19 protein-coding genes are annotated in these 21,637 nt (G+C 63.7%); 12 read left to right on the top strand and 7 right to left on the bottom strand.

Going from position 1 to position 21,637, the window contains the following annotated elements:
- Positions 1–18 precede the first annotated feature (18 nt).
- The 8 genes from HPY65_02500 to HPY65_02465 all read left to right on the top strand — a co-directional run bounded on the left by HPY65_02500 (position 19) and on the right by HPY65_02465 (position 10,986).
- Positions 19–1,059 (top strand): tetratricopeptide repeat protein, encoded by a 1,041-nt coding sequence (locus tag HPY65_02500; protein ID NPU83332.1) that lies wholly within the window; start codon positions 19–21, stop codon positions 1,057–1,059.
- 41 nt (positions 1,060–1,100) lie between these two features.
- Positions 1,101–2,621, top strand: a complete 1,521-nt coding sequence (locus tag HPY65_02495; GenBank protein ID NPU83331.1) for a long-chain fatty acid--CoA ligase — start codon at positions 1,101–1,103, stop codon at positions 2,619–2,621.
- A gap of 87 nt (positions 2,622–2,708) precedes the next feature.
- Positions 2,709–3,290, top strand: a complete 582-nt coding sequence (locus HPY65_02490) for a flavodoxin family protein (GenBank protein ID NPU83330.1) — start codon at positions 2,709–2,711, stop codon at positions 3,288–3,290.
- Positions 3,291–3,436: 146 nt separating this feature from the next.
- Positions 3,437–4,012 (top strand): TetR/AcrR family transcriptional regulator, encoded by a 576-nt coding sequence (locus HPY65_02485; protein NPU83329.1) that lies wholly within the window; start codon positions 3,437–3,439, stop codon positions 4,010–4,012.
- Positions 4,013–4,173: 161 nt separating this feature from the next.
- Positions 4,174–5,388, top strand: a complete 1,215-nt coding sequence (locus tag HPY65_02480; protein ID NPU83328.1) for an efflux RND transporter periplasmic adaptor subunit — start codon at positions 4,174–4,176, stop codon at positions 5,386–5,388.
- Between the two features lie 9 nt (positions 5,389–5,397).
- Entirely contained in the window at positions 5,398–8,646 is a 3,249-nt protein-coding gene (locus tag HPY65_02475) for an efflux RND transporter permease subunit (protein ID NPU83327.1), read from the top strand.
- A 1-nt stretch (position 8,647) separates the two neighbouring features.
- Positions 8,648–10,054 (top strand): efflux transporter outer membrane subunit, encoded by a 1,407-nt coding sequence (locus tag HPY65_02470; GenBank protein ID NPU83326.1) that lies wholly within the window; start codon positions 8,648–8,650, stop codon positions 10,052–10,054.
- Positions 10,055–10,191: 137 nt separating this feature from the next.
- Complete coding sequence (locus HPY65_02465; GenBank protein ID NPU83325.1) at positions 10,192–10,986, top strand: lysophospholipid acyltransferase family protein; 795 nt, start codon at positions 10,192–10,194, stop codon at positions 10,984–10,986.
- Between the two features lie 73 nt (positions 10,987–11,059).
- On the opposite strand, the gene proB is transcribed toward HPY65_02465, so the two are convergent.
- From proB to HPY65_02430, 7 genes are all read right to left on the bottom strand, one after another.
- A complete protein-coding gene (gene proB, locus HPY65_02460; GenBank protein ID NPU83324.1) occupies positions 11,060–12,199 on the bottom strand; it encodes a glutamate 5-kinase in 1,140 nt (379 codons plus the stop codon).
- Positions 12,200–12,204: 5 nt separating this feature from the next.
- Positions 12,205–13,221, bottom strand: a complete 1,017-nt coding sequence (gene obgE / locus HPY65_02455) for a GTPase ObgE (protein NPU83323.1) — start codon at positions 13,219–13,221, stop codon at positions 12,205–12,207.
- Between the two features lie 205 nt (positions 13,222–13,426).
- Positions 13,427–13,684 carry a 50S ribosomal protein L27 gene (gene rpmA, locus HPY65_02450; GenBank protein NPU83322.1) on the bottom strand — a complete coding sequence of 86 codons (258 nt, stop codon included), beginning with the start codon at positions 13,682–13,684 and terminating at the stop codon, positions 13,427–13,429.
- Positions 13,685–13,696: 12 nt separating this feature from the next.
- Positions 13,697–14,008 (bottom strand): 50S ribosomal protein L21, encoded by a 312-nt coding sequence (gene rplU, locus HPY65_02445; GenBank protein NPU83321.1) that lies wholly within the window; start codon positions 14,006–14,008, stop codon positions 13,697–13,699.
- Positions 14,009–14,173: 165 nt separating this feature from the next.
- Positions 14,174–16,645 (bottom strand): TIGR03960 family B12-binding radical SAM protein, encoded by a 2,472-nt coding sequence (locus HPY65_02440; protein NPU83320.1) that lies wholly within the window; start codon positions 16,643–16,645, stop codon positions 14,174–14,176.
- Positions 16,646–16,844: 199 nt separating this feature from the next.
- Positions 16,845–17,636: a TIGR03084 family protein gene (locus HPY65_02435; GenBank protein NPU83319.1), complete on the bottom strand. Its 792-nt coding sequence runs from the start codon at positions 17,634–17,636 to the stop codon at positions 16,845–16,847.
- Positions 17,633–18,034 carry a hypothetical protein gene (locus HPY65_02430; protein ID NPU83318.1) on the bottom strand — a complete coding sequence of 134 codons (402 nt, stop codon included), beginning with the start codon at positions 18,032–18,034 and terminating at the stop codon, positions 17,633–17,635. Before HPY65_02430 ends, HPY65_02435 begins: the two co-directional genes overlap by 4 nt.
- A gap of 188 nt (positions 18,035–18,222) precedes the next feature.
- Here HPY65_02430 and purU point away from each other — a divergent pair, with 188 nt between their 5' ends.
- From purU to HPY65_02410, 4 genes are all read left to right on the top strand, one after another.
- Positions 18,223–19,080: a formyltetrahydrofolate deformylase gene (purU, locus tag HPY65_02425; protein ID NPU83317.1), complete on the top strand. Its 858-nt coding sequence runs from the start codon at positions 18,223–18,225 to the stop codon at positions 19,078–19,080.
- Positions 19,081–19,092: 12 nt separating this feature from the next.
- Positions 19,093–19,908, top strand: a complete 816-nt coding sequence (locus tag HPY65_02420; GenBank protein ID NPU83316.1) for a hypothetical protein — start codon at positions 19,093–19,095, stop codon at positions 19,906–19,908.
- A gap of 64 nt (positions 19,909–19,972) precedes the next feature.
- The gene (hpt, locus tag HPY65_02415) at positions 19,973–20,509 is read left to right on the top strand and encodes a hypoxanthine phosphoribosyltransferase (GenBank protein ID NPU83315.1); all 537 of its coding nucleotides are present in this window, start codon (positions 19,973–19,975) and stop codon (positions 20,507–20,509) included.
- Positions 20,510–20,564: 55 nt separating this feature from the next.
- On the top strand, positions 20,565–21,569 hold the full coding sequence (locus HPY65_02410) for a DUF3426 domain-containing protein (GenBank protein NPU83314.1): 1,005 nt from the start codon (positions 20,565–20,567) through the stop codon (positions 21,567–21,569).
- Positions 21,570–21,637 lie beyond the last annotated feature (68 nt).

Raw genomic sequence — 21,637 nt, 5'->3', positions numbered from 1 at the left:
AGCAAGGAGGTGCCGGCCATGAAAACGATGAAAATCTTCAGGAAAAGGAAAGAGCAACCTTCCACCGGCGCGCGCTCCCAGCCGTCTCCGTCTCCGTCCCCTCCTCCGCCGCCGCCGAAACCGCCCGGTTCCTACGAGCCGGTCAAGCCCAAGGGCGGGGGATGGAGAGCGCTGCCGTTCCTCCTCATCATCGGGATCATCCTGGTCATCTCCGCAGCCTATGATTTTATCCGCGAGTCGGATCCCTTCCGGCTCTGCGAGACCTACCTGAAACAGAATCCGCAGATCCGGGAGGTGGTGGGAGAGGTCCGGGAGGTGAAGCCCTGGTTCCCCGTCAGCATCAGCACGTCCGGACAGCAGGGACGGGCCACCATGACCTTCCTCGTGGAGGGGACGAAAGGCACCGTCAAGGCACAGGCGACCCTGACAAAACAGCGCGGTGCCTGGAAAATCCTGACTGCTTCCTATGAGGACAATCAGGGGAAAATACACCCCCTCGTCATGGAAACGCCCGGAGCGGAGCGGTCCGGCCGCATGCCCGTCACCGGCGACATCCCCGTCACCGGCAAACCCTCCCTCCCCGGCGACACCCCCCTCATCGCCGTCCGGCCCGCCGTCGCGGAACCCATCCAGGAGGGCCTGATGCACCTGAAGCAGAACCGGCTGGATAAGGCCGTCGCCGCCTTCAGCCGGGCCATCGATGCGGATCCGACGAATGACAAGGCCCATTACCTGCGGGGACGGACCCTGGCGAGACAGAACCAGGAAGTGCGCGCCGTGGAGGATCTCAACCGGGCGGTGGCTCTGAATCCCCGAAACGCCGACGCCCACAACTGGCTCGGCTGGATCCACAGCAGAAACAACCGGAACGACGAGGCCATCGTCTCCCTCACGAAGGCCATCGAGCTCAGGCCGAATAACGGCTGGGCTTATTACAACCGGGGCCGCTGCTACTATCGCAAGGGGGAAGCGGCGAAATCCATGGAGGACGCCCGAATGGCCTGCACCCTGGGAATCAAGGACGCCTGCAAGGTCTATGACCGGCTGAAGAAAACATGAGCGGCGGCCACGATTTGCAAAGACCGGAGAAATCAAGGAACATGAACCTCGTCACACTTGCAGACGACAATCTCAGCCGTTTCGGCGAATACCCCTTCCTGGTCTTCGAGGAAGAAACCTTCACCAGCGCGGGAATTCTCCGGGATGCCAACCGGCTGGCCTCCGGCCTGAAAAGGCTCGGCATCGGCAGGGGCGACCGGGTGGCGGTGCTTCTTCCCAACTGCCCCGAGGTCATCATCGGCTACCAGGGAATCCTGCGGTGCGGCGCCGTCATCGTCCCCGTCATCCCGTCCGTCGGGGCGACGGAACTGGGGCACATCCTGAAGGACTGCGCAGCCAAAGGCCTCATCACGAGCCCGGAAATCCTGAACGTGCACAAGGCGCTTGTTAACTCCGCCGGCTCCCTGAAACACCGCATCCTCACCGGTGACACCCCTCCACCCGGAGCGATCTCCTTCCGATCCCTCGCCGCGGCGGACCCGGAAAACGACGGAAAGCCGGACCTCCGGGAGACGGACCTTGCCGTCATTCTCTACACGGCCGGGACGACGTGGAACCCCAAAGGCGTGATGCTGACCCACGCCAATCTGTATGCCAACGCGGTCAATGCGGCCCGTGCCCACGGAACGAAGGCGTCGGATGTGACGCTCGTGGCCCTGCCCCTGTCCCACTCCTTCGGGATCACGACCATGAACAAGGCCTATCAATACGGGAATCTCCACGTCCTGATGCGGCGATTTCATGCGGAGGAGGCCTTCGCCCTGATCGAGAGGCACCGGGTGACCGATTTCCCTGGGGTTCCGGCCATGTTCATGATGATGCTGGGCAGCCCGGAGGCGGCGAAGTACGACCTCTCGTCGCTGAGAAAGTGCCTCGCCGGATCGGCCCCCTTTCCCCTCCCGGCGCTCCGGCGCTTCGAGGAGACCTTCCGCTGCACCGTGTATCCCGCCTACGGGCTCTCGGAGGCAGCGCCGGCGGTCAGCACCAACTACCAGGGCCGCCCCGTCAAGCCGGACTCCGTCGGCCAGCCGATCCCCTCCGTGGAAGTGAGGATCGTCGACGACCGGGATCAAGACGTCGCCGCCGGAGAGGTGGGGGAGCTGATCGTCCGGGGTCCCAGCGTCGCGGCCGGTTACCTGAATCTTCCCGAAGAAACCGCCCGGACCTTCCAGGAGGGCTGGCTGTACACGGGAGACATGGCGCGGATGGACGGGGACGGCTACCTTTACATCGTGGAGCGGAAGAAAGACCTGATCATCCGCGGAGGCTTCAACATCTACCCTCGCGACATCGAAGAGGTCCTCCACCGGCACGCGGCCGTCCGGGACGTAGCGGCCGTCGGCATGCCCGATCCGGTCGTCGGGGAAGAGGCCGTCGCGTACGTGGAGCTCAGGGAGGGTGCGACCGTCGAGGAAAAAGCCCTTCTCCGGCACTGCCGGGATCATCTCTCCCGCCACAAGTGGCCCCTCCGCGTGACCGTCGTCGAACGACTGCCGCGCAATCCCATGGGCAAGATCCTGCGCCGGGAACTGCGCAAGCGGACGGCATCCGGGGAGGAATGACCTCCGCGGGACGGACCGGCAGCCGGGAGACGGGGCAATAGGCCGCCCCGGAAACAGGCTGAATACAGAAGAAAGGGAGAAAACCGGATGAAGTCCGAAAAAACGGGAAAGAAGGTGCTGGTGCTTCTGGGAAGCCCCCGGAAGAAGGGAAACACGGCGATCCTTGCCGGGGAGATCGCCCGGGGGGCCGCGTCGAAGGGGGCGAAGGTGGAGACGGTGTACCTCCACGACCTCCGGATCTCCCCCTGCCGGGGCTGCATGGCCTGCCAGAAGAAGAACGCGAAGCGCTGCGCCATCGACGACGACATGCAGGCCATCTACCCCAAGCTTCTGGCCGCCGATGCCTGGGTCATCGCCAGTCCCGTCTACTGGTTCACCATGACCGCCCAGACGAAGCTCTGGATGGACCGCTGCTTCGCCCTGCCCGCCTACGGGAAGGACCCCTTCCGGGGAAAGCGGATCGCCGTGGCCATGGCCTACGGTGGGGAAGACCCCTTCGATTCCGGCGCCGTCAACGCCTTCCGGGCCTTCCAGGACGCCTATGCCTACGTGGAGGCCGACCTCGTCGGTATGGTCTACGGCAGCGCCATGGAGGCCGGGAAGATCCGGGCCGACGAAAAGACGATGAAGGAGGCCCGGGCCCTGGGCATGAAGCTGGCGGCACCGTGAAGACTCGCCGCTGCCGGAGAGGTCGAAATCTTCTGCACTGAGGGTTCCTTTTCAAATCCCTGACAAAAAAACCTTGACTTTATAGCCGTGCCCCTTTAAACGGAGTGAACGTTCATTCCGCACCACCGGCAAGGAGCACCCGGCGTTTGAAAGCACCCACCAAACGAGACGAAATTCTTGAAGCCGCCCTGGAGTTGATCGCCGAGCGCGGTTTCCACGGGGCGCCCATGGCCATGATCGCCGAAAAGGCGGGGGTGGGGGCGGGGACAATCTACCGCTATTTCGAGACGAAGGAAGCCCTGATCCGGCAACTCTTCGATGAGCTGAAAGGGAATATCATGGCAGCCCTCCTGGCGGGTCACCCGACCGGCAGACCGGCCCGGGAGCGGTTTTTTCATTTGTGGAAAGTGCTGCTCCGGTACATGGCCGCCAATCCCCTCCATTTCCGATACATGGAACAGTATCATAACTCCCCCTACGGCGTGGCCCAGCACCGGGACAGGCTCCTGAACAAGCCGGAAGGACAGGATCCCATCCGGGACCTTTTCGAGGAGGGAGTCGAACAGCAGATCCTGAAGGACCTACCCATCATGGTTTTGTTTTCCCTGGCCTTCGGTCCCCTGTTCGGCCTGATCCAGGATCAGCTCAACGGATTCATCGAAATGGACGAAGACCTGACCGAAAGAACCGCAGAGGCCTGCTGGGACGCGTTGAAAAGGTAACAAAAGCAGGCACGGGCGGGCGGAGATCTTCCCCGCGCTTCCATGGTGCGAAGAATGAACATTCATTCCGTGAATATGTTTCCGGAAGGTTCCTCAGAAGCGAATACCGTGCCCGGTAGCGGGCAGTGAACGACTTGCAGGCAACGACATCGAGGTGTGGCATGCAGATTTTCGAAAGAACAGGGCGTATGGCCGCCGCCGTGATTTTCCTGTGCATACTGATCACTGCCGGCTGCGGACAGCAGACGGCAGGGGGACCGCAGAGAGGCGGACCGCCGGAGGTCGCCGTCATTACCATTCAGCCTCAGGCGGTGGCCACCACGACGGAGCTGGCCGGTCGGACATCCGCCGACAAGGTCGCCGAGGTGCGTCCCCAGGTGGGCGGCATCATCCAGAAGCGCCTGTTCACGGAAGGCTCCGATGTCAAGGCCGGTCAGGTTCTCTACCAGATCGATCCGGCCCCCTATCAGGCTGCGTTTGACAATGCCCGGGCCGCCCTGGCCCGCTCCGAGGCCAACCTGCCGGCGATCCAGTTGAGGGCCGGGCGTGTACAGGAACTGCTGGCCGACAGGGCGGTCAGCAAGCAGGACTATGACGACGCAACGGCCGCACTGAAACAGGCAGAGGCGGACGTCCAGTATTGGAAAGCCACGGTCGAAAACGCCCGGATCAACCTGAAATACACCTCCGTCACGGCGCCCATCTCGGGCCGCATCGGACGATCGAGCGTCACCGAGGGCGCCCTCGTTTCTGCGTATCAGCCCGCGCCCCTGGCCGTGATTCAGCGGCTGGACCCCATGTACGTGGACGTTCCCCAGTCCACGACGGAACTCCTGCGGCTGCGGCGCAGCGCGGAGGCAGGCCGCCTTGACCAGAACGGAGCGGGCCAGAAGCGGGTGCGGCTCATCCTGGACGACGGCACAGTCTATTCTATGGAAGGAATCTTGACGTTCCGCGACATCACCGTCGATCCAACGACCGGTTCGGTGACCCTCCGGGCGGTCTTTCCCAATCCGAAGGGCGTTCTTCTGCCGGGCATGTACGTCCGGGCGGTGGTGCAGGAAGGCGTCCACAAGCAGGCCATCCTGATTCCCCAGCAGTCCGTGTCCCGCGATCCAAAGGGGAATCCCCTGACGCTGATCGTAGACGACCAGGGCAAGGTTCAGCAGCGCGCACTCACGCTGGATCGCGCCATCGGCAGCCAGTGGCTCGTCGTCTCCGGCCTCGCGGCGGGCGAGAAGGTGATTGTCGAGGGCATGCAGAAGGCAAGGCCCGGCGCCACCGTAAAGGCCGTCCCTTTTGTCGCCGAGGAAGAAAAAAGTACCGGAGCAGCGAAAGGCACAACCACGCAGCCGGCAGCAAAGAACGGGCGGTGATCGGCGATGCTGTCGAAATTCTTCCTGGATCGTCCGGTCTTTGCATGGGTCATCGCCATCATCATCATGGCGGCGGGGGGGCTTGCGATCTACAACCTGCCCATCTCCCAGTACCCCCTCATCGCGCCGCCCTCCATCGCCATCAGCGCCTATTATCCCGGGGCCTCGGCGGAGACCGTGGAGAACAGCGTCACCCAGATCATCGAGCAGAAGATGACGGGCTTCGAGAAGCTGCTCTACATGTCCGCCACCAGCGATTCCTCGGGCTCCTCCCGAATTGAGCTGACCTTCGAGGCGGGAACCGACCCGGATCTCGCCTGGGCCCAGGTGCAGAACAAGCTCCAGCTCGCCATGTCCAGCCTGCCCGACGTGGTCAAGAATCAGGGGGTCCAGGTCAGCAAGTCCACCCGGAACTACCTGATGGTCGTGGGACTGATCTCGGAAGACGGAAGCATGGACGGCAACGACCTGAGAGACTTCGCCGTCTCCAACCTGGAGAAGGTCCTGGCGCGGGTGCCCGGCGTGGGCGAGGTTCAGATCTTCGGCAGCGGCTACGCCATGCGCGTCTGGGTCGATCCCAACAAGCTCCGGGATTACAGCCTGACGATGGCGGAGGTGGTCGCGGCGCTCAAGACCTACAACGTCGAGGTCTCCGCCGGGCAGTTCGGCGGGGCCCCGGCTGTGAAGGGCCAGCGCATGAACGCCTCCATCGTCGTCCAGAACATGCTCAAGACCCCCGAGGAGTTCGCCGCCATCCCCATCCGAATCAACCCGGACGGCTCCATGGTTCGCATCCGGGACGTGGGCCGGACGGAGCTGGGGACCGAGGCCTACGACATCGCGGGCGCCTTCAACGGGAAGCCCTCCGCGGGCATCGCCATCCGGCAGGCCGCCGGCGCCAATGCGTTGGATACGGCCAACGGCGTCCGGGCGAAAATGGCGGAGATGAGCCGGTTCTTCCCCGCGGGGATCACGATCGTCTATCCCCACGACACCACCCCCTTCATCCGGGTAGCCATCAATGAAGTGGTGAAGACCCTCTTCGAGGCGATCTTCCTGGTCTTCCTGGTCATGTGGCTCTTCCTGGGCAACATGCGGGCCACCCTGATCCCGACCATCGCCGTGCCCGTCGTGATCCTGGGAACGTTCGCCGTGCTGGGGCTCTTCGGTTTCTCCATCAACATGCTGACCATGTTCGCCATGGTACTGGCCATCGGCCTGCTCGTAGACGACGCCATCGTGGTCGTGGAGAACGTGGAGCGGATCATGAGCGAGGAAGGCATTTCGCCCCGGGAGGCCACCGCCAAATCGATGGAGCAGATCACCAGCGCCCTGATCGGCATCGGACTCGTCCTTTCGGCGGTGTTCGGCCCCATGGCCTTTTTCCCCGGCTCCACCGGCATCATTTATCGCCAGTTCTCCGTGACCATCATCTCCTCCATGCTCCTGTCGGTCGTGGTGGCCCTGATCCTCACGCCGGTGCTCTGCGCGTCTCTCCTCAAGCCGGTGGAGGCGGGACACGAACCGGGCGACAACGCGATTCCCTTCCTCCGTCCCTTCTTTCGCCGTTTCGACCGCTGGTTCTTCCATGTCCGGGACCTCTACACGAAGCTGGTCGGCCGGTCCCTGACCCGGAAACGGCGCTACCTGGCCATTTTCATGGCGATCGTGGTCTGCATGGGATTCCTGTACCTCCGGATGCCCACGGGCTATCTTCCCGACGAAGACCAGGGGATCCTCCTTGCCCAGGTGATCATGCCGACGGGCTCCACGCTGGAGCAGACCGAGCAGGTCACGAGGCGGATCGAGCGCTATTTCCAGGAAAACGAGAAGGAGGCGGTGGCCTCGACGATGGGCATCAACGGGATCGGTTTTTCCGGAAGGTCTCAGAACAACGGCATGGTGTTCATCAAGCTGAAGGACTGGGAGCTCCGCGACCGGAAAGACCTGAAGGCGAAGGCCGTTGCGGGAAGGGCCATGGGCGCCCTCGCAGGCATCCGCAACGCCATGGTGTTCATCTTCGCACCGCCCGCCGTGTCTGAACTGGGCATGGCCAGGGGTGTCGATTTCCAGCTGCTGGACCGCGGCGGCCTCGGGCACGCTGCCCTGATCGAGGCGCAGAACCAGCTTCTCGGGATTACGGCCGAGGACAGGAGGCTCACCTCTGTCCGGCCCAACAGCATCCCGGACGTGCCCGAATACCGGGTCGACGTGGACTGGGGAAAGGCCGGCGCCATGGGTGCTCCCATCTCTTCCATCCACAGCACGATCTCGGCGGCCTTCGGCGGTGCCTATGCCAACGACTTCATCAAGGACGGCCGGGTCAAGCGGGTGTACGTTCAGGCAGATGCCCCCCACCGCATGCTGCCCAGCGACCTGGGGAAACTCTATGTCCGGAACACACGGGGAGAAATGGTTCCCTTTTCGTCTTTCGCCACGGGCCGCTGGACCTCCGGTCCTCCCCAGCTGTCGCGTTTCAACGGGTTTCCCTCCATCAACATCTGGGGCGAGCCGAAGCAGGACATCAGTTCGGGAGAGGCCATGCAGGCCATGGAAGAGGCGGTGGCAAAACTGCCCAAGGGAATCGGCTACGACTGGACCGGGCTTTCCTACCAGGAGCGGATGTCGAGTTCCCAGGCGCCCCTGCTCTACGCCTTTTCGGTCTTCGTAATCTTCCTGTGCCTGGCGGCGCTGTACGAGAGCTGGACCATTCCCATTTCGATCCTGCTGGTTCTACCCCTGGGTGTAATCGGCGGCGTCATCGCCTCGAGCATGCGGGGGCTTAACAACGACGTCTATTTCCAGATCGGCCTCCTGACCACCCTGGGCCTCACGACCAAGAACGCCATCCTGATCGTGCAGTTCGCCAAGGGAGGACTGGAAAAGGGCATGGGGCTGATCGAGGCCACGATGGAGGGAGCGAAGCTCCGCTTCCGCCCGATCGTCATGACCTCGCTGGCCTTCGGCTTCGGAGTTCTGCCCCTGGCCATCACCACCGGTGCCGGCGCGGGGGCGCAAAACGCCATCGGAACCGGCGTGCTGGGAGGAATGGTGACCGCCACGGTGCTCGTGGTCATTTTCTCACCCCTTTTCTATGTCCTGGTCGAGCGGGTCTTCGGCAGGCGTGGAAGGATCGAGAAAGCCGGATCCGGCGGCGGAAGCCGATTTCTCCCGGCGCTGAAAGAAAAACTCTTCGGAAAAAGCAAGACAGAGGAAACCGTCAAGCCGGAGGACACAAGCCCGGCAGAGGATCGCTGATATGAGCAGAAAGACCTTTCTTCTCTTGGCCGTGGTGACAGCACTCCTCGGTGGATGCACGCTGGCCCCGGAATACACCAGGCCCGCCTCTCCCGTTCCCGCGGACTGGCCGGCCGGGGCGGCCTACAAGGAAACAAAGGCCGCTGCACCCGCGCCGGCCGCTTCGGAGCTTCCGTGGCGGGAGTTCATCACCGATGAGCGCCTCCGGAAAGTCATCGAGACATCCCTCTCCAACAACCGCGACCTCCGCCTCGCCATCCTGAACGTGGAAAAGGCGGAGGCGCTCTACGGCGTCCAGCGGGCCTCCCTCCTGCCATCGGTCAACGCAACCGGCAGCGTTTACAGGGAACGGATCCCGGCCGATCTCTCGAGTTCCGGAACGGATGTCATTTCCAGGAAAAACAGCGTCACCGCCGGCGTCAGCGCCTGGGAAATCGACTTCTTCGGCCGCCTTCAGAGCCTGAAGGACGAAGCATGGGAACAGTACCTCGCCACGGACCAGGATCGCCGGAGCGCCCAGATCATGCTCGTCTCCGCCGTAGCCAACGCCTACTTCGCCCTGGCGGCGGACCGGGAGAACCTGAAACTGGCCGCCGCGACCCTGGAGGCGCAGGAGACCACCTACAACCTGGTCCGGAAGCGTCACGACGTGGGACTGGTCTCCGCGCTGACCCTCCGGCAGGCCCAGAGCCAGGTGGAAGCGGCCCGGGGGAGCGTCGCCCGGTACACGCAACTGGTCGCGCAGGATGAAAACGCCCTCCATCTCCTGGCCGGTTCGCCCCTGCCGCCGGGGCTCCTGCCGGAGTCGCTGACCCGTATCACTCCCCCCGCGGAAATCGCCTCCGGCCTGTCATCCGACCCGCTCCTCAAGCGGCCGGACGTGCTGGCGGCGGAGCATCGGCTCAAGGCGGCCCATGCCAACATCGGCGCCGCCCGGGCGGCGTTCTTCCCCCGCATTTCCCTTTCCACGACCATCGGCACGGCCAGCGCCGAGCTGTCGGGGCTATTCCGGGCCGGCTCCGCCGCGTGGACCTTCGCGCCGCAGATCGTGCTGCCGATCTTTGATGCCCGCACGTGGTCGGCCTACGAGGTGACGAAAGTAGTCCGGGAAATGGCGGTGGCCCAGTACGAGAAAGCCATTCAGACGGCGTTCCGGGAAGCGGCCGACGCCCTTGTCGTCCGGGGCACCGTGGAGCAGCAGATCGAGGCCCAGGAGGCGCTGGTCGAGGCGCTCGCGGAGGCCTCGCGTCTCTCCAATGCCCGGTACGAAAAGGGAATCGACAGCTACCTGGGCGTTCTCGATGCCCAGCGCTCCCTCTACGGCGCACAGCAGGGACTGATCTCCCTGCGCCTGGCCCGGTACGCCAACCTGGTCACCCTTTACAAGGTTCTGGGCGGAGGCGTCTGAGCGGCAGGCACCACGTTTCCGCCGCGGCGGTTATCGCAGCGGCGGCAGGAAGAAATCGCCGACATGGACCTGCGATCTCCCGGATGACGGCTGGCGTTGATCCGTCCCGTTCCCGGGAAAGCAAAGGAAGAATGGACATGGCCTTTTATCCGCAGATTTTCTTCCCCGGCAAGGGGGAGGGAGGTCTCCGGGGGGAAAAGAACCGGAAACGCGGGAGCGGCTCCCCGCGGGCCGGGACGCGCTCCACATTCATCAAGAAGTTCTCCCGGTACGCCCTGCAGCACAACCTGATGGTCATCGCCTACTGGATCGCCCGCCTGTACTTCCTGACGATCCGGATCGAATCCGAAAACGAGGAGACGGTCCGGGAACATCTCCGGAACGGAGGCAAGGTGCTTGCCGCCATCTGGCACCAGCGGATCATCTCCGTCATCGGGTACGCGGTCCGGTTCGGCCTGTACCGGCCGGCCGTCATGATCAGCGGGAGCCGCGACGGGGATCTGATCGCCGATATGTTCAGCCACCTGAAATTCCGCCCTGTCCGGGGTTCCTCATCGCATAACGGAAGGAAAGCCCTGGCCGCCATGGTGGACGACCTGAAGATCCATCCCTTCGCCGTTCACGTGCTCGACGGCCCGAAGGGACCCCCGGGCGTCATCAAGCCGGGCCTGATCGTCCTGGCCAGGCACTCCGGCGTGCCTGTGACCCCCGTCTACATCGCCGTCAACAGGGCCTGGGTTCTCAAAAGCTGGGATCGCATGGTCGTTCCAAAGCCCTTCAGCAGGGTCATGATCCGCTGGGACCAGCCGATCTCCATCCCCGCCGACGACGGTGCACGGGAGTTCGAGGATACCCGCCTGGCCATCGAACGGCGCATGCTGGAAAACCAGAGACGGGACGACGGGCGCTTTGGATGGAACAATCTGATCTGACGGGAATCCGGAGATAAAAGAAGGCCGCCATCCTGGAAATGGCGGCCTTTGTTTTTGACGTGAGCCGTCGATCCTACCGCGTCCGGCGCGACTCCTTCGAGACGGCCATGTTGTCGCGGTGGATGACCTCGTCGTAGTCCTTGTAACCCAGAACCTGCTGGATCTTCGAGGTCTTGAGTCCCATGATCTTCCGGATGTCCTGGGCGCTGAAGTTTACCAGGCCTTTGGCCAGCAGCGTCCCCTGCTGATCGACGCAGATCACCGGGTCCCCGACGCCGAATTCCCCTTCCACGTCCAGGATGCCCGAGGGCAAAAGGCTTTTCCCCTGCTCCAGCAGGGCCTTCTTCGCCCCGTCGTCGAGGACGAGTTTCCCCCGGGAGCGGAGGGTGAAGGCGATCCAGTACTTGCGGCTGTTGAGGTGCTCGCTGGAGGGCAGGAACAGGGTGCCGATCTCCTCCCCGTCCAGGATGCCCGCCAGAACGCCCTTCCGCTTGCCCGAGGCGATGATGTAGGGGATTCCGAAGGCGGTGACCCGCCGGGCAGCCAGGACCTTGCTCCGCATGCCACCGGTACCCACGTCGGAGGTCTCGTCCGTCGCCGCCGCCTGGATGTCGTCGGTGATCTCCTCGACGAGGTGGAGGATCTTCGCCTTTTTGGACTTGGCGGGATTCCGGTCGTAGAGCCCTTCCGTGCTGGTCAGGTTGACCAGGAGGTGGGCCTCGACGATGTTGGCCACCATGGCGGCCAGGGAGTCGTTGTCGCCGAACTTGATCTCGTCCACGGCGACGGTGTCGTTCTCGTTGATGATGGGGACGACGCCCCATTCCATCAGGGTGGTCAGGGTGTTGCGGACATTGATGAACCGCTTGCGGTCCGTCAGGTCGCTCATGGTCAGGAGGACCTGCCCCACGTAGACGCCGTGCCTGCCGAAGGCGTTCGAGTAGACCCGCATCAGCCGCCCCTGGCCGATGGCCGCCGCCGCCTGCTTCTGGGGCATGCTCTTCAGGGGGGTCGTGATCCCCATGCGGTGCTTTCCGGAGGCGATGGCGCCGGAGGTGACGATGACCACCTGGCAGCCTTTCGCGATCAGCCCGGCCACCTCGCCGACAAGCTGTTCGATGATGTCCCGGTCGATGCCGTCCTCGCCCGTCACGACGGCTGACCCGACCTTGACGACGACCCGCTTCACCGAGCCCAGGACGTCTTTCCTCATGGTGTTCATTGGATCCGTTCTCTCTGTTTTTCCAGTTCCGCCGCCACGGCATGAAGGACCGCCGGCAGCCCTTCTCCGGTAACTGCCGAAAAGGTATGGAGTTTTATCCCTTTCGCGGCAAAGGTGTCAATTTCTTTTTTCAGCCTCTCCCGGACGTCCGTCAGATCCGTCTTGTTGACGGCCACCACCTGGGGCTTCTCCATGAGAGAAGGATTGAACTGTTCCAGTTCGGTGTTCACCGTTTCGTAGTTTTCCCAGCCGGATGTGGCGGCCTCGCCGGAGATGTCCAGGATGTGGAGCAGAACGGCGGTCCGCTCGATGTGGCGGAGAAACTGGATACCCATCCCGTGGCCCTCCGAGGCCCCGCGGATCAGGCCCGGGATGTCGGCGACAACGAAGGATCTCTCCTCGCCGTAGCGGACGACTCCGAGATTGGGAACCAGCGTCGTGAAGGGGTAGTCGGCGATCTTGGGGCGGGCGGCGGAGACACGGGAGATGAACGTGGATTTCCCGACGTTGGGAAGCCCCACGATCCCAACGTCGGCCAGAAGCTTCAGTTCCAGGAGGATCGTCCGCTCCTCGCCGGGCATGCCTTCCTGGGCAAATCGCGGCGCCTGGTTGGTGGACGTCTTGAAGAAGGCGTTCCCTTTCCCCCCGATGCCGCCCCGGGCGACGGCAAATTCCCGGCCCTCCTCTGTCAGGTCCGCCAGGAGTTCGCCCGTTTCGGCATCCTTGACGAGGGTGCCGACGGGAACGCGGATCCGGATGTCCTGGGAGTTCCTGCCCGTCCGGTTGTTGCCGCCGCCGTGCCCTCCCCGATCGGCCGTATGGTGCTGGCGGTATTTCAGGTCCAGGAGCGTCTGCAGGGCGCCGGTCGGCACGAGGATTACATCTCCGCCCTTGCCGCCTTCGCCGCCGTCCGGGCCTCCCCGGGGAACATACTTCTCCCTGCGGAAGCTGACGCAGCCCCGGCCGCCGTCGCCGGCCTTAACGTAGATTTTTGCCTCGTCGATGAATTTCATGGCGGACCGCCGACAATCGTCTTTCCAGGCTGTTCAAGAATGATCGGATATGTTGAGGAGATTGGACCGAGTGGAACGCAGCAGGCAGCTGCTTTTCAACGGTCTCGCCAAAAAAGAAAGGCACTTTTGTAAAAAAGTGCCTTCCCGTAAAATAACTGGCCGATCCGGTCGCTGCGGCTCTCCGGATGATCCGGATTCCCGCACCTCAGGCGGCGGCGTATACGCTGACCTTCTTGCGCGTTTTGTCGAGCTTCTCGAACGCCACGACGCCGTCGATCTTGGCGAAGAGGGTGTAGTCCTTCCCCATGCCGACGTTGTTGCCCGGATGGATCTTCGTTCCCAGCTGGCGAATGATGATGGAGCCGGCGGTGATCTTCTGGCCGCCGAAGACCTTCACGCCCCGGCGCTGGGAATTGCTGTCCCGGCCGTTCCGGGAACTCCCCTGCCCTTTCTTGTGTGCCATCGGGCCCTCCGTTTACAGAGAAATTTCTTTGATCTTCATTCGGGTGAGGAGCTGCCGGTGTCCCGTCTTCTTGCGGAATCCCTTGCGTCTCTTCATTTTGAAGACGACGATCTTGGGGCCCTTCTCCTGGGCCACGATCTCCCCGACGACCTTGGCGCCCTCAACAAAAGGCTGGCCGATCCGGACGTCTTCATCCTTCGAAACCAGGAGAACCTCGCTGAACACCACCGCGTCTCCCTTCTGCCCCTCGATCTTTTCGACCGCCAGGACATCGCCTTCGGAAACCCGGTGCTGCTTACCACCCGTCTGGATGACTGCGTACATGAGAGAAATTCCTTCGCTGTCAGAAAAATTGGAAAAGGCTACCTACGCAATTCGACGCCGTTTGTCAACCAAAAAATATATCCATCGGCCGTCGCACTCCCGGGAGCCCCCGTGTCCCGTACGGGCAGACCAGTCGCGGGGGCGCGGCCGGGGGGGATCGGCAAATCACCGGAAGAAGGTCTCCGTCTTGAGGACGGGCAGGCGGGCCGCTTCCGCTTTCGGGATGCCGAGGACCTGCGTGAGGATCTCCAGGGGACGAACGGAGCCCGCCGGCCCCATGGCCACGTCTGCCTCGACGGCAAAAGCGGCCGGATCCACCAGAAGCCGGCTCACCAGGGGCCGCACGTCCCGGGTCGTGACCTTGCCCTTCGCCTCCCGGGTAACGGGGAAGCACTCCGCTGCCAGAAACTCTCCGGCGCGGCCGGCCAGGCGGTCCCATTCCTCCGGGGAGGTCTCTCGGGGAAAGGCGATCCGGAAAGAGAAACCCGAAACCTGCTCCGCCAGGGACCATCCAAAGGGAGGAATCTCCTCCGCCGCCGTAATTTCCAGCCCCGCCGGCAGGAAGGCGTTGATCCGGTCCGGAAGGGAGGGCAGGACCGGATCCTTCTCCTGAACCTGAACCTCCAGGTATTCGGCCGTGCTTTCCATGCCGACTGCGGTGGCCGATGCAAAGGAGACCTTTGGGTGGGGGTGGAAGCCGCCGCTGAAGACGAAGGCCAGCCCCGCCTGCTTCATGGCCCGGAGGAGGGCCGAGGACAGCTCCAAGTGGGAGAGAAACCGGGAGGTCCCCCGCTTGGCAAAGGTCATCCGGTAGCAGACGGGAATCGCGGCGTCCGGCATCCGCTCCCCTTCCTGTCGGCCCGATGCCGGAAGCGCTTCCTCCGCAGCCTCGACAATCCGGATGACATCATGGTCGCAGGCGCCGCAGTTCGTGCATCCCGCCGTCCGGCAGTCCGCCGTGGCTTCTTCCCGTCGGGCCCGTTCCCGCTCCTCCAGGAGAAATTCCCTCTCCACGCCGGCGTCGATCCCGTCCCAGGGCAGCACCTCGCCGCTCCCCCGCTCACGCAGGCAGTCCGCCGGATCGATCCCCGTCCGGCGAAGGGCCTCCTCCCAGAGGTCAAAGCGGTAGCGGTCCGACCAGCCGTCGAACCGGCATCCCAGACGGAAGGCCTCTTCCAGCAGGTCGCCAAGGCGCTCGTCCCCCCTGGAAAAGACGCCCTCCAGGAGGCTCATCCGGGCATCGTGCCACTTGACGGGCAGGTTCCGGTTTCGGATCCGCCCCCGGAAAAATTTCTGCTTCTCGAGGGTCTCCTCCAGGGACATCTGGGCTTCCCACTGAAAGGGCGTATGGGGCTTCGGCACGAACGTGGAGAGGCTCACCGTCACCTGTCCCCGCTTTCCCGCCACGCCCAGCGTCCGGTACGCCAATTCGGCGATCCCCTCCAGGTCTTCCTGCGTCTCTCCGGGAAGGCCGATCATGAAATACAGTTTCATAGACCTCCAGCCCGCCTCGAAGACCCGGGAGGCCGTCCGGAGGAGATCCTCCTCCGCATTTCCCTTGTTGATCCGGTTCCGCAGGCGCTGGGTCCCCGCCTCCGGAGCCAGGGTGAAGCTCGTCTTGCGGACCCGCCGGATCTGCTCGATCAGGTTCCCGGTCAGGGTCTCTACGCGGAGCGACGGCAGGGCCAAGGCTACACGGTCGTCGTAGTGGCGGGCCATCAGGCCTTCCAGGAGCGGCTCGATCCGGCTGTAATCGCCGGAGCTGAGCGACAGGAGCGAAAGCTCGTCGTGCCCGGTGGCGCAGAGCATCTCCTCAGCCATGTCCATGAGCAGGGCCGGATTGCGCTCCCGGACGGGCCGCCAGACCATGCCGGCCTGGCAGAAGCGGCAGCCCCGGGTGCATCCCCGGGCGATCTCCAGATTCACCCGGTCGTGGACGGCCTTCACCAGGGGCACCACGGGCCGCCGGGGGGCGCTCCACCGGTTGAGGTCCGCCACGACGCGTTTCCGGACACGGCCCGCCCGGGGCAGGACAGGAACATAGACGCCTTCCAGGGCGGCCAGGCGCTCCAGGAGGCCCCGGCGCCCCTCTCCCCGCTCCCGGCCCTCCAGAACGGCCTCGGCGATCTCCGAAACGACCTCCTCCCCCTCGCCGACGGCAAAGGCGTCGATGAAGGCCGACACGGGGGCCGGATTGAAGGCGCAGGGCCCGCCGGCAACGACGAGGGGATCTCCGTCCCGCCGGTCGGCGGCCCGGAGGGGAATGCCTCCCAGGTCCAGCATGTTGAGGACGTTTGTGTAGCATAGCTCGTACTGGAGGGAGAAGCCCACGACGTCGAAGTCCCGGAGGGGAATTCCGGACTCGAGGGAAGAGAGGGGAACGCCCGCCTCCCTCAAAAGACGTTCCATATCGGGCCAGGGAGCGAAACAGCGTTCCACCAGGATGTCGGACCGGGTGCCGAGGATGGAATAAAGGATCTGAAGTCCCAGGTGGGACATGCCCACTTCATAGGCATCGGGAAAGGCAAGGGCAAACCGGAGCCGGCAGGTGGCGGGGTCTCTCCGCAGGGCATTCACCTCGCCGCCGATGTACCGGCCGGGCTTCTCAACGGATACCAGCAGATCTTTCCAGTTCATCAATCCGCGGCCGCCTTTCGCGGCTCCCCGGCGGACCGTGGCGTCGCGCGGGACAGTGTGCCGGCGCCCCCGTCGGCGGCGCCGGAAACCCGGCAACCCCTCCGTTTCAGGAAAGCATCGGCGATCTTGTGGGTAGCAGGTTGCCAGGAAAGCCAGGCGGACAGGAGAGAATCTTCACGGCCCCGCCCGGTCTCGACCGTCACTCCCTCGTTCTCGGAAACCGCCCCGGCCGGGGACCGAAGGTGGGCGGACCCGCAAAGGCCTGGGCATACAGGAGCCATTGCTCCGTCGCGGGACCGCTCCATTCGAGTCCCGTATCGTAGGGATGGCGGCGCTGGGTGACGACGAGACAGAAATCCTCCGCCGGCCCCCGGACGGTCTCATCGGCCGCATCGGGTCCCCAGGCCCAGGTGTCTCCTCCCGGGGCCAGGAGTTCCAGCCGGATCAGCTTGTCGGGAGGATCGAGGCGGCGGTTGAAGAAACTCCAGCCGAAGGTGATGTATCCCAGTTGGGCGATGTGCCGGAGCCTCGCCGTGGCAGGACGCTTGAGATCCAAGGCGTCGACGATGTTCTGGCCGTGGGCCCAGGTCTCCATCAGGCGGGCCGTGGCCAGGGTCCGGACGCTCATGGGGGGACCGAACCATTCGATCCGGTCCTTTGCTTCCCGGCTGCCGAGAGCCCCCAGGAGGGAATCCCGCTCGCGGCGCCACCAGGCCAGCAGATCCGCCGGCGCCATCCGTCGTCCCTTGTCCAGGGTGACATCGAAGACCGTCTCGTCCGCCGGAAACGTCGCCGACTGCGCCTGAAAGGCCTGCGGATCCGTCATTGCCAGGAACGCGGCACCGTCAAAGAAAGCCAGGTGGCTGACCTGGTCCTGTACGGTCCACTCGGAAAACGGGGTCATGACCGACCACTGGTCATCTCGTATGTCCGCTACCAGGCAGTCCAAGGCCGCCTGTTCATTTGCCAGGTCCGTCAGCAGTGCCTTCACGTCGTGCCTCCATCAGGCAGCCGCACCGGGTACTTCCATGGATTCTGGAGGATCTCCCGATGCCGGTTCAGGGAAAACCGCCGGGGGAAGTCGGGCCGTTCGAGGTACGGGAGGGCATCCGCCCGAAAACCGTTCAGGAGTTCCGCGAAGACGGTCTCCCGGTCGACGTTGTTTACAAAGGTCCGCTCTTTCCTGTATTCGTAGACTCCCTCGGGACCGAAGACCCGCCGGGTGAGATCATAATGTCCGGGGGCGTCGAAATGAGACTCCTCGAAGGGCACCTTCACCCGGATGTACAGTTCCACCTTCGTGGTGTCCGCCGCGATCGGCCGGGACAGGTCCCACACTTCCAAGACAAGGCCGTTGGACAGATGAATGTTCTCGACGATCCTGCTCATGTTCTTCCCCTGCGCGCTCCGGGGCCGGCTCCCCGCTTAAGGAATGCCGGCCTTCCGGGCCTCCGGCAACATCAGCCGGAGGGGTCCTCTTATCATCTTTGCCCTTGACCTGCAATTCCATTCCTCCTATATAGCCCCGGGAAGACGTTCCATTATCCTTTCATTCCGCCCCCTTGAGGAGACGAACCATGAACGGGCCCAATGCCGTCCTGCTCCTGTCCTGTCCCGACCAGAAGGGGCTGGTGGCAAACATCTCCAACTTCATCTTCCAGCAGAACGGCAACATCGTCCACGCCGCCCAGCACACGTCCATCAGGAAGAAAATTTTCTTCATGCGCATCGAGTGGGAACTGGACGGGTTCAACATCCCCCGGGACGAGATCGGCGACGTATTTAAACACACGGCCCGGAAGTTCGACATGACCTGGAGCCTGCACTTCACGGATACGGTTCCCCGGATGGCCGTCTTCGCCTCCCGCCACCCGCATTGCCTCTACGACCTGATGCTGCGGCACCGGATGGGGGAGTTCCGGGCGGAGATCCCCCTGGTCATCGGAAACCATGAGGAGCTGCGGTCCCTGGTGGAGCCCTTCGGCCTTCGTTTCGAGTGCTTCCCCATCACGCCTGAGACCAAGAGTCGCCAGGAAGCGAAGGAGATCACCCTCCTGAAGAAGGAGAAGATCGATGTTATCGTTCTGGCGCGATACATGCAGATCCTAAGTGGCAAATTCGTCCGTGAGTATCCCAACCGAATCATCAACATCCACCACTCCTTCCTCCCCGCCTTCGCCGGCCCCAAGCCCTACCAGCAGGCCTACGACCGGGGCGTGAAGATCATCGGCGCCACGAGCCACTATGTGACACAGAAGCTGGACGACGGGCCGATCATCGCCCAGGATGTCATCAAGATCAGCCACCGCGACTCCGTGGAGGACATCCAGCTCAAGAGCCAGGACCTGGAGCGGATCGTCCTCGCCCGGGCCGTGCGCCTCCACCTGGAGAACCGTATCCTCCCCTACGGCTCGAAAACAGTCGTCTTCGAATAGGCCCCGTCCGTCATGAACCGGGGACCCGATTTCGTCCATCTCTGCCAGCCCGGTGCCCAGTCATGCGGGGCCTGCTGCGGCATCTACAACTACGCCGACAGCACCCGGGAATCCCTCGTCCGGCGCTTCCGTCGCCGCACCACCCTCTACCGTCGCCTGGCCGGTCCGGACTTCGATCCGGAGACCTTCTCGCGCCTCGTTCTGCAGGAGGAAGACCCGACGAAGCGCTATGAGGTCATCTACTGCTGCGAGTTCGTCGGTTTCCTGAATGAGGAAGAAACGCAGGTGGGATGCCTCCTCCATCCGATGCAGAACGAGGGGCGGGACCTGCGGGACGCCTCCTTCTACGGCCGGGAGCTCTGCGACGGCCACTTCTGCCCCAGCTACACCTACCTGGCCCCGGCGGAGCAGCGGGCCCTCGTGGACCTCCTGGACGACTGGTACCTCTTCGGCCTGTGCGTGACGGACATCGACTTCTCCAAAGAGTATTTCCGCCTGATCAGCGAGCGTGTCGGCCGCATGCCCCCGCCGGAGGCCTTCCGGGAAGGGCCGACCCGGGAGAAGGCCCTCGCCTACTTCGAGCTCAAGCTGAACTGGCCCTTCCGCTCTCCCGACGTAAACCGGCTGGGGAAATACTACTTCGACGGCTCCCAGTACATGATCTCCTTCATCGACTACGACGCCCTGGGATGTGAGCGATCCCCCTTCGACCGGATTTTTCTCAGCCTCTCCTCGGAGCTCCGGACCGCGGACGACCTCCGGCAGGCGGAGGCGATCATCGAATCCCATATCGAGACCTTCGCCCGGGCCTTTGGCGGCGCGGCCTGAGGAAGGATTTCGGGTTGACAGGGGTGGGCACATAAGATATGGAAAATCGGCAACATAAGGAGGGATGGCGATGGAGGCCATGAGAAAATCGGTCCTCTATTCCCGGGAAGCCATCCGGGAGAGGGTTCTCGAACTGGGGGAAGAGGTCTCCAGGGCCTACGAAGACCGCAATCTCGTCGTCATCGGCGTTCTGAAGGGGGCCTTCATGTTCATGGCCGATCTTGTCCGGGCCCTCCGCATTCCCTGCCGGATCGACTTCATCCGCGTTGCCAGCTACGGCTCCGGCACGGAAACATCCGGCCGGATCGAACTCACCAAGGACATCGAGACCGACATCACCGGGAAGGACGTCCTCATTGTCGAGGACATCATCGACACGGGCCTCACCCTGACCTACCTCGTAGAGAACCTGCGGGCCCGCAATCCCCGGAGTCTGAAAGTCTGCGCCTTCCTCGACAAGAAGCTCCGCCGGAAGGTTCCCTTCGAGGCGGATTTCGTGGGGTTCACCATGGACGATGGTTTCGTCATCGGCTACGGACTCGACTTCGACGAACAGGGCCGCTTTCTTCCCGACGTCTGCGTCCTGAACGCGGGAAAGTGAAGGCAAGTCCGGACTTCCGGCAGACCGGGAGAAAACCACGCGGCAAGGAGGAGTCATGATCATCCGGTGCGAAGCATGCGGCACAAAATACCGCTTTGACGATACCCTGATGGAAGCCGACGGGGCCTGGGTGCGGTGCACAAGCTGCAAAGCCGTTTTTTTCCAGGAAAACCCGCAGCGGGAAGCGGCCAGGCCCGAACCGGAAGAGGCGATCGAGGAACCGCCGGCTCCTCCTCCGGAACTCTCCGAGGCCTCGGACCTCAAGATCCTGCTGCCCGGAAGTCAACCTCCCTCCAATGCACCCCGGCAGGGCGACACGGTGATGATGGCCGCGGACCGGATCCGGGAGGCCCTTCGCGAGGCGGAGCCCCGGCGCATGCCCGAGGACTATCCCCCCCGGGCCTTGGACAGACCGTCCCCGGAGGAAGAAAAGGAGGAAGAGGAAGAGCCCGTCCCTCCCGCGACGGATGCCCCCCGGCGGCGCCCCTCCTTTCTTCTCATCTTCCTGTCGGTGCTTCTTATCCTGGTGATCGGCGGGACCACCTTCCTCTTTCTGTATCCCGACGTGCGGCGGGCCGTCGTCTCGGACCTCGTTGTCGCCGTTCCCGCCCTGGAAACCGTGTTCGGAAAGGACATCCAGCAGGCGGAAGTCAACCCCGGCGACATCCGGATCCAGCAGGTCCGGCGCCGCATGATGGCCAACGTCTTTTTGGGCGATCTGATGATCCTGGAGGGAACCGTCCAGAACATTTCTTCCCAGACGGTGACCCGGATCCGCATCCAGGGAAAACTGTACGACCCGTCGGACCGGATCATTCGAAGCCGCATTTCCTATGCAGGGAACCATCTCTCCGACGCCGAGCTGGCGAGCCTCTCGGAAGAGGACCTGCAGAAACGCCTGTCCTTCCCCCAGATCACACCCGCCCCCAAGGACAGCCTGGCCCCGGGGGCGGCGATCCCGTTCATGGTCGTCTTCGCCCTGGACAAGGCCGGAGTGGACAAAACGGGAATCATCAAGACGGGGGTCATTCCACTGGACGCAGAGCGCGCGCTGCCATAGCAGGGGCTGGAAAAAAAGGATACGGATAACGAAGGGGGGCGGATATCCCATCCGTCCCCTCCTTTATT

Source organism: Syntrophaceae bacterium, assembly GCA_013177825.1.
Taxonomy (GTDB): domain Bacteria; phylum Desulfobacterota; class Syntrophia; order Syntrophales; family PHBD01; genus PHBD01.
The sequence above is the reverse complement of the archived record's forward strand: the minus strand, read 5'-3'. Positions and strand labels throughout refer to the sequence as shown.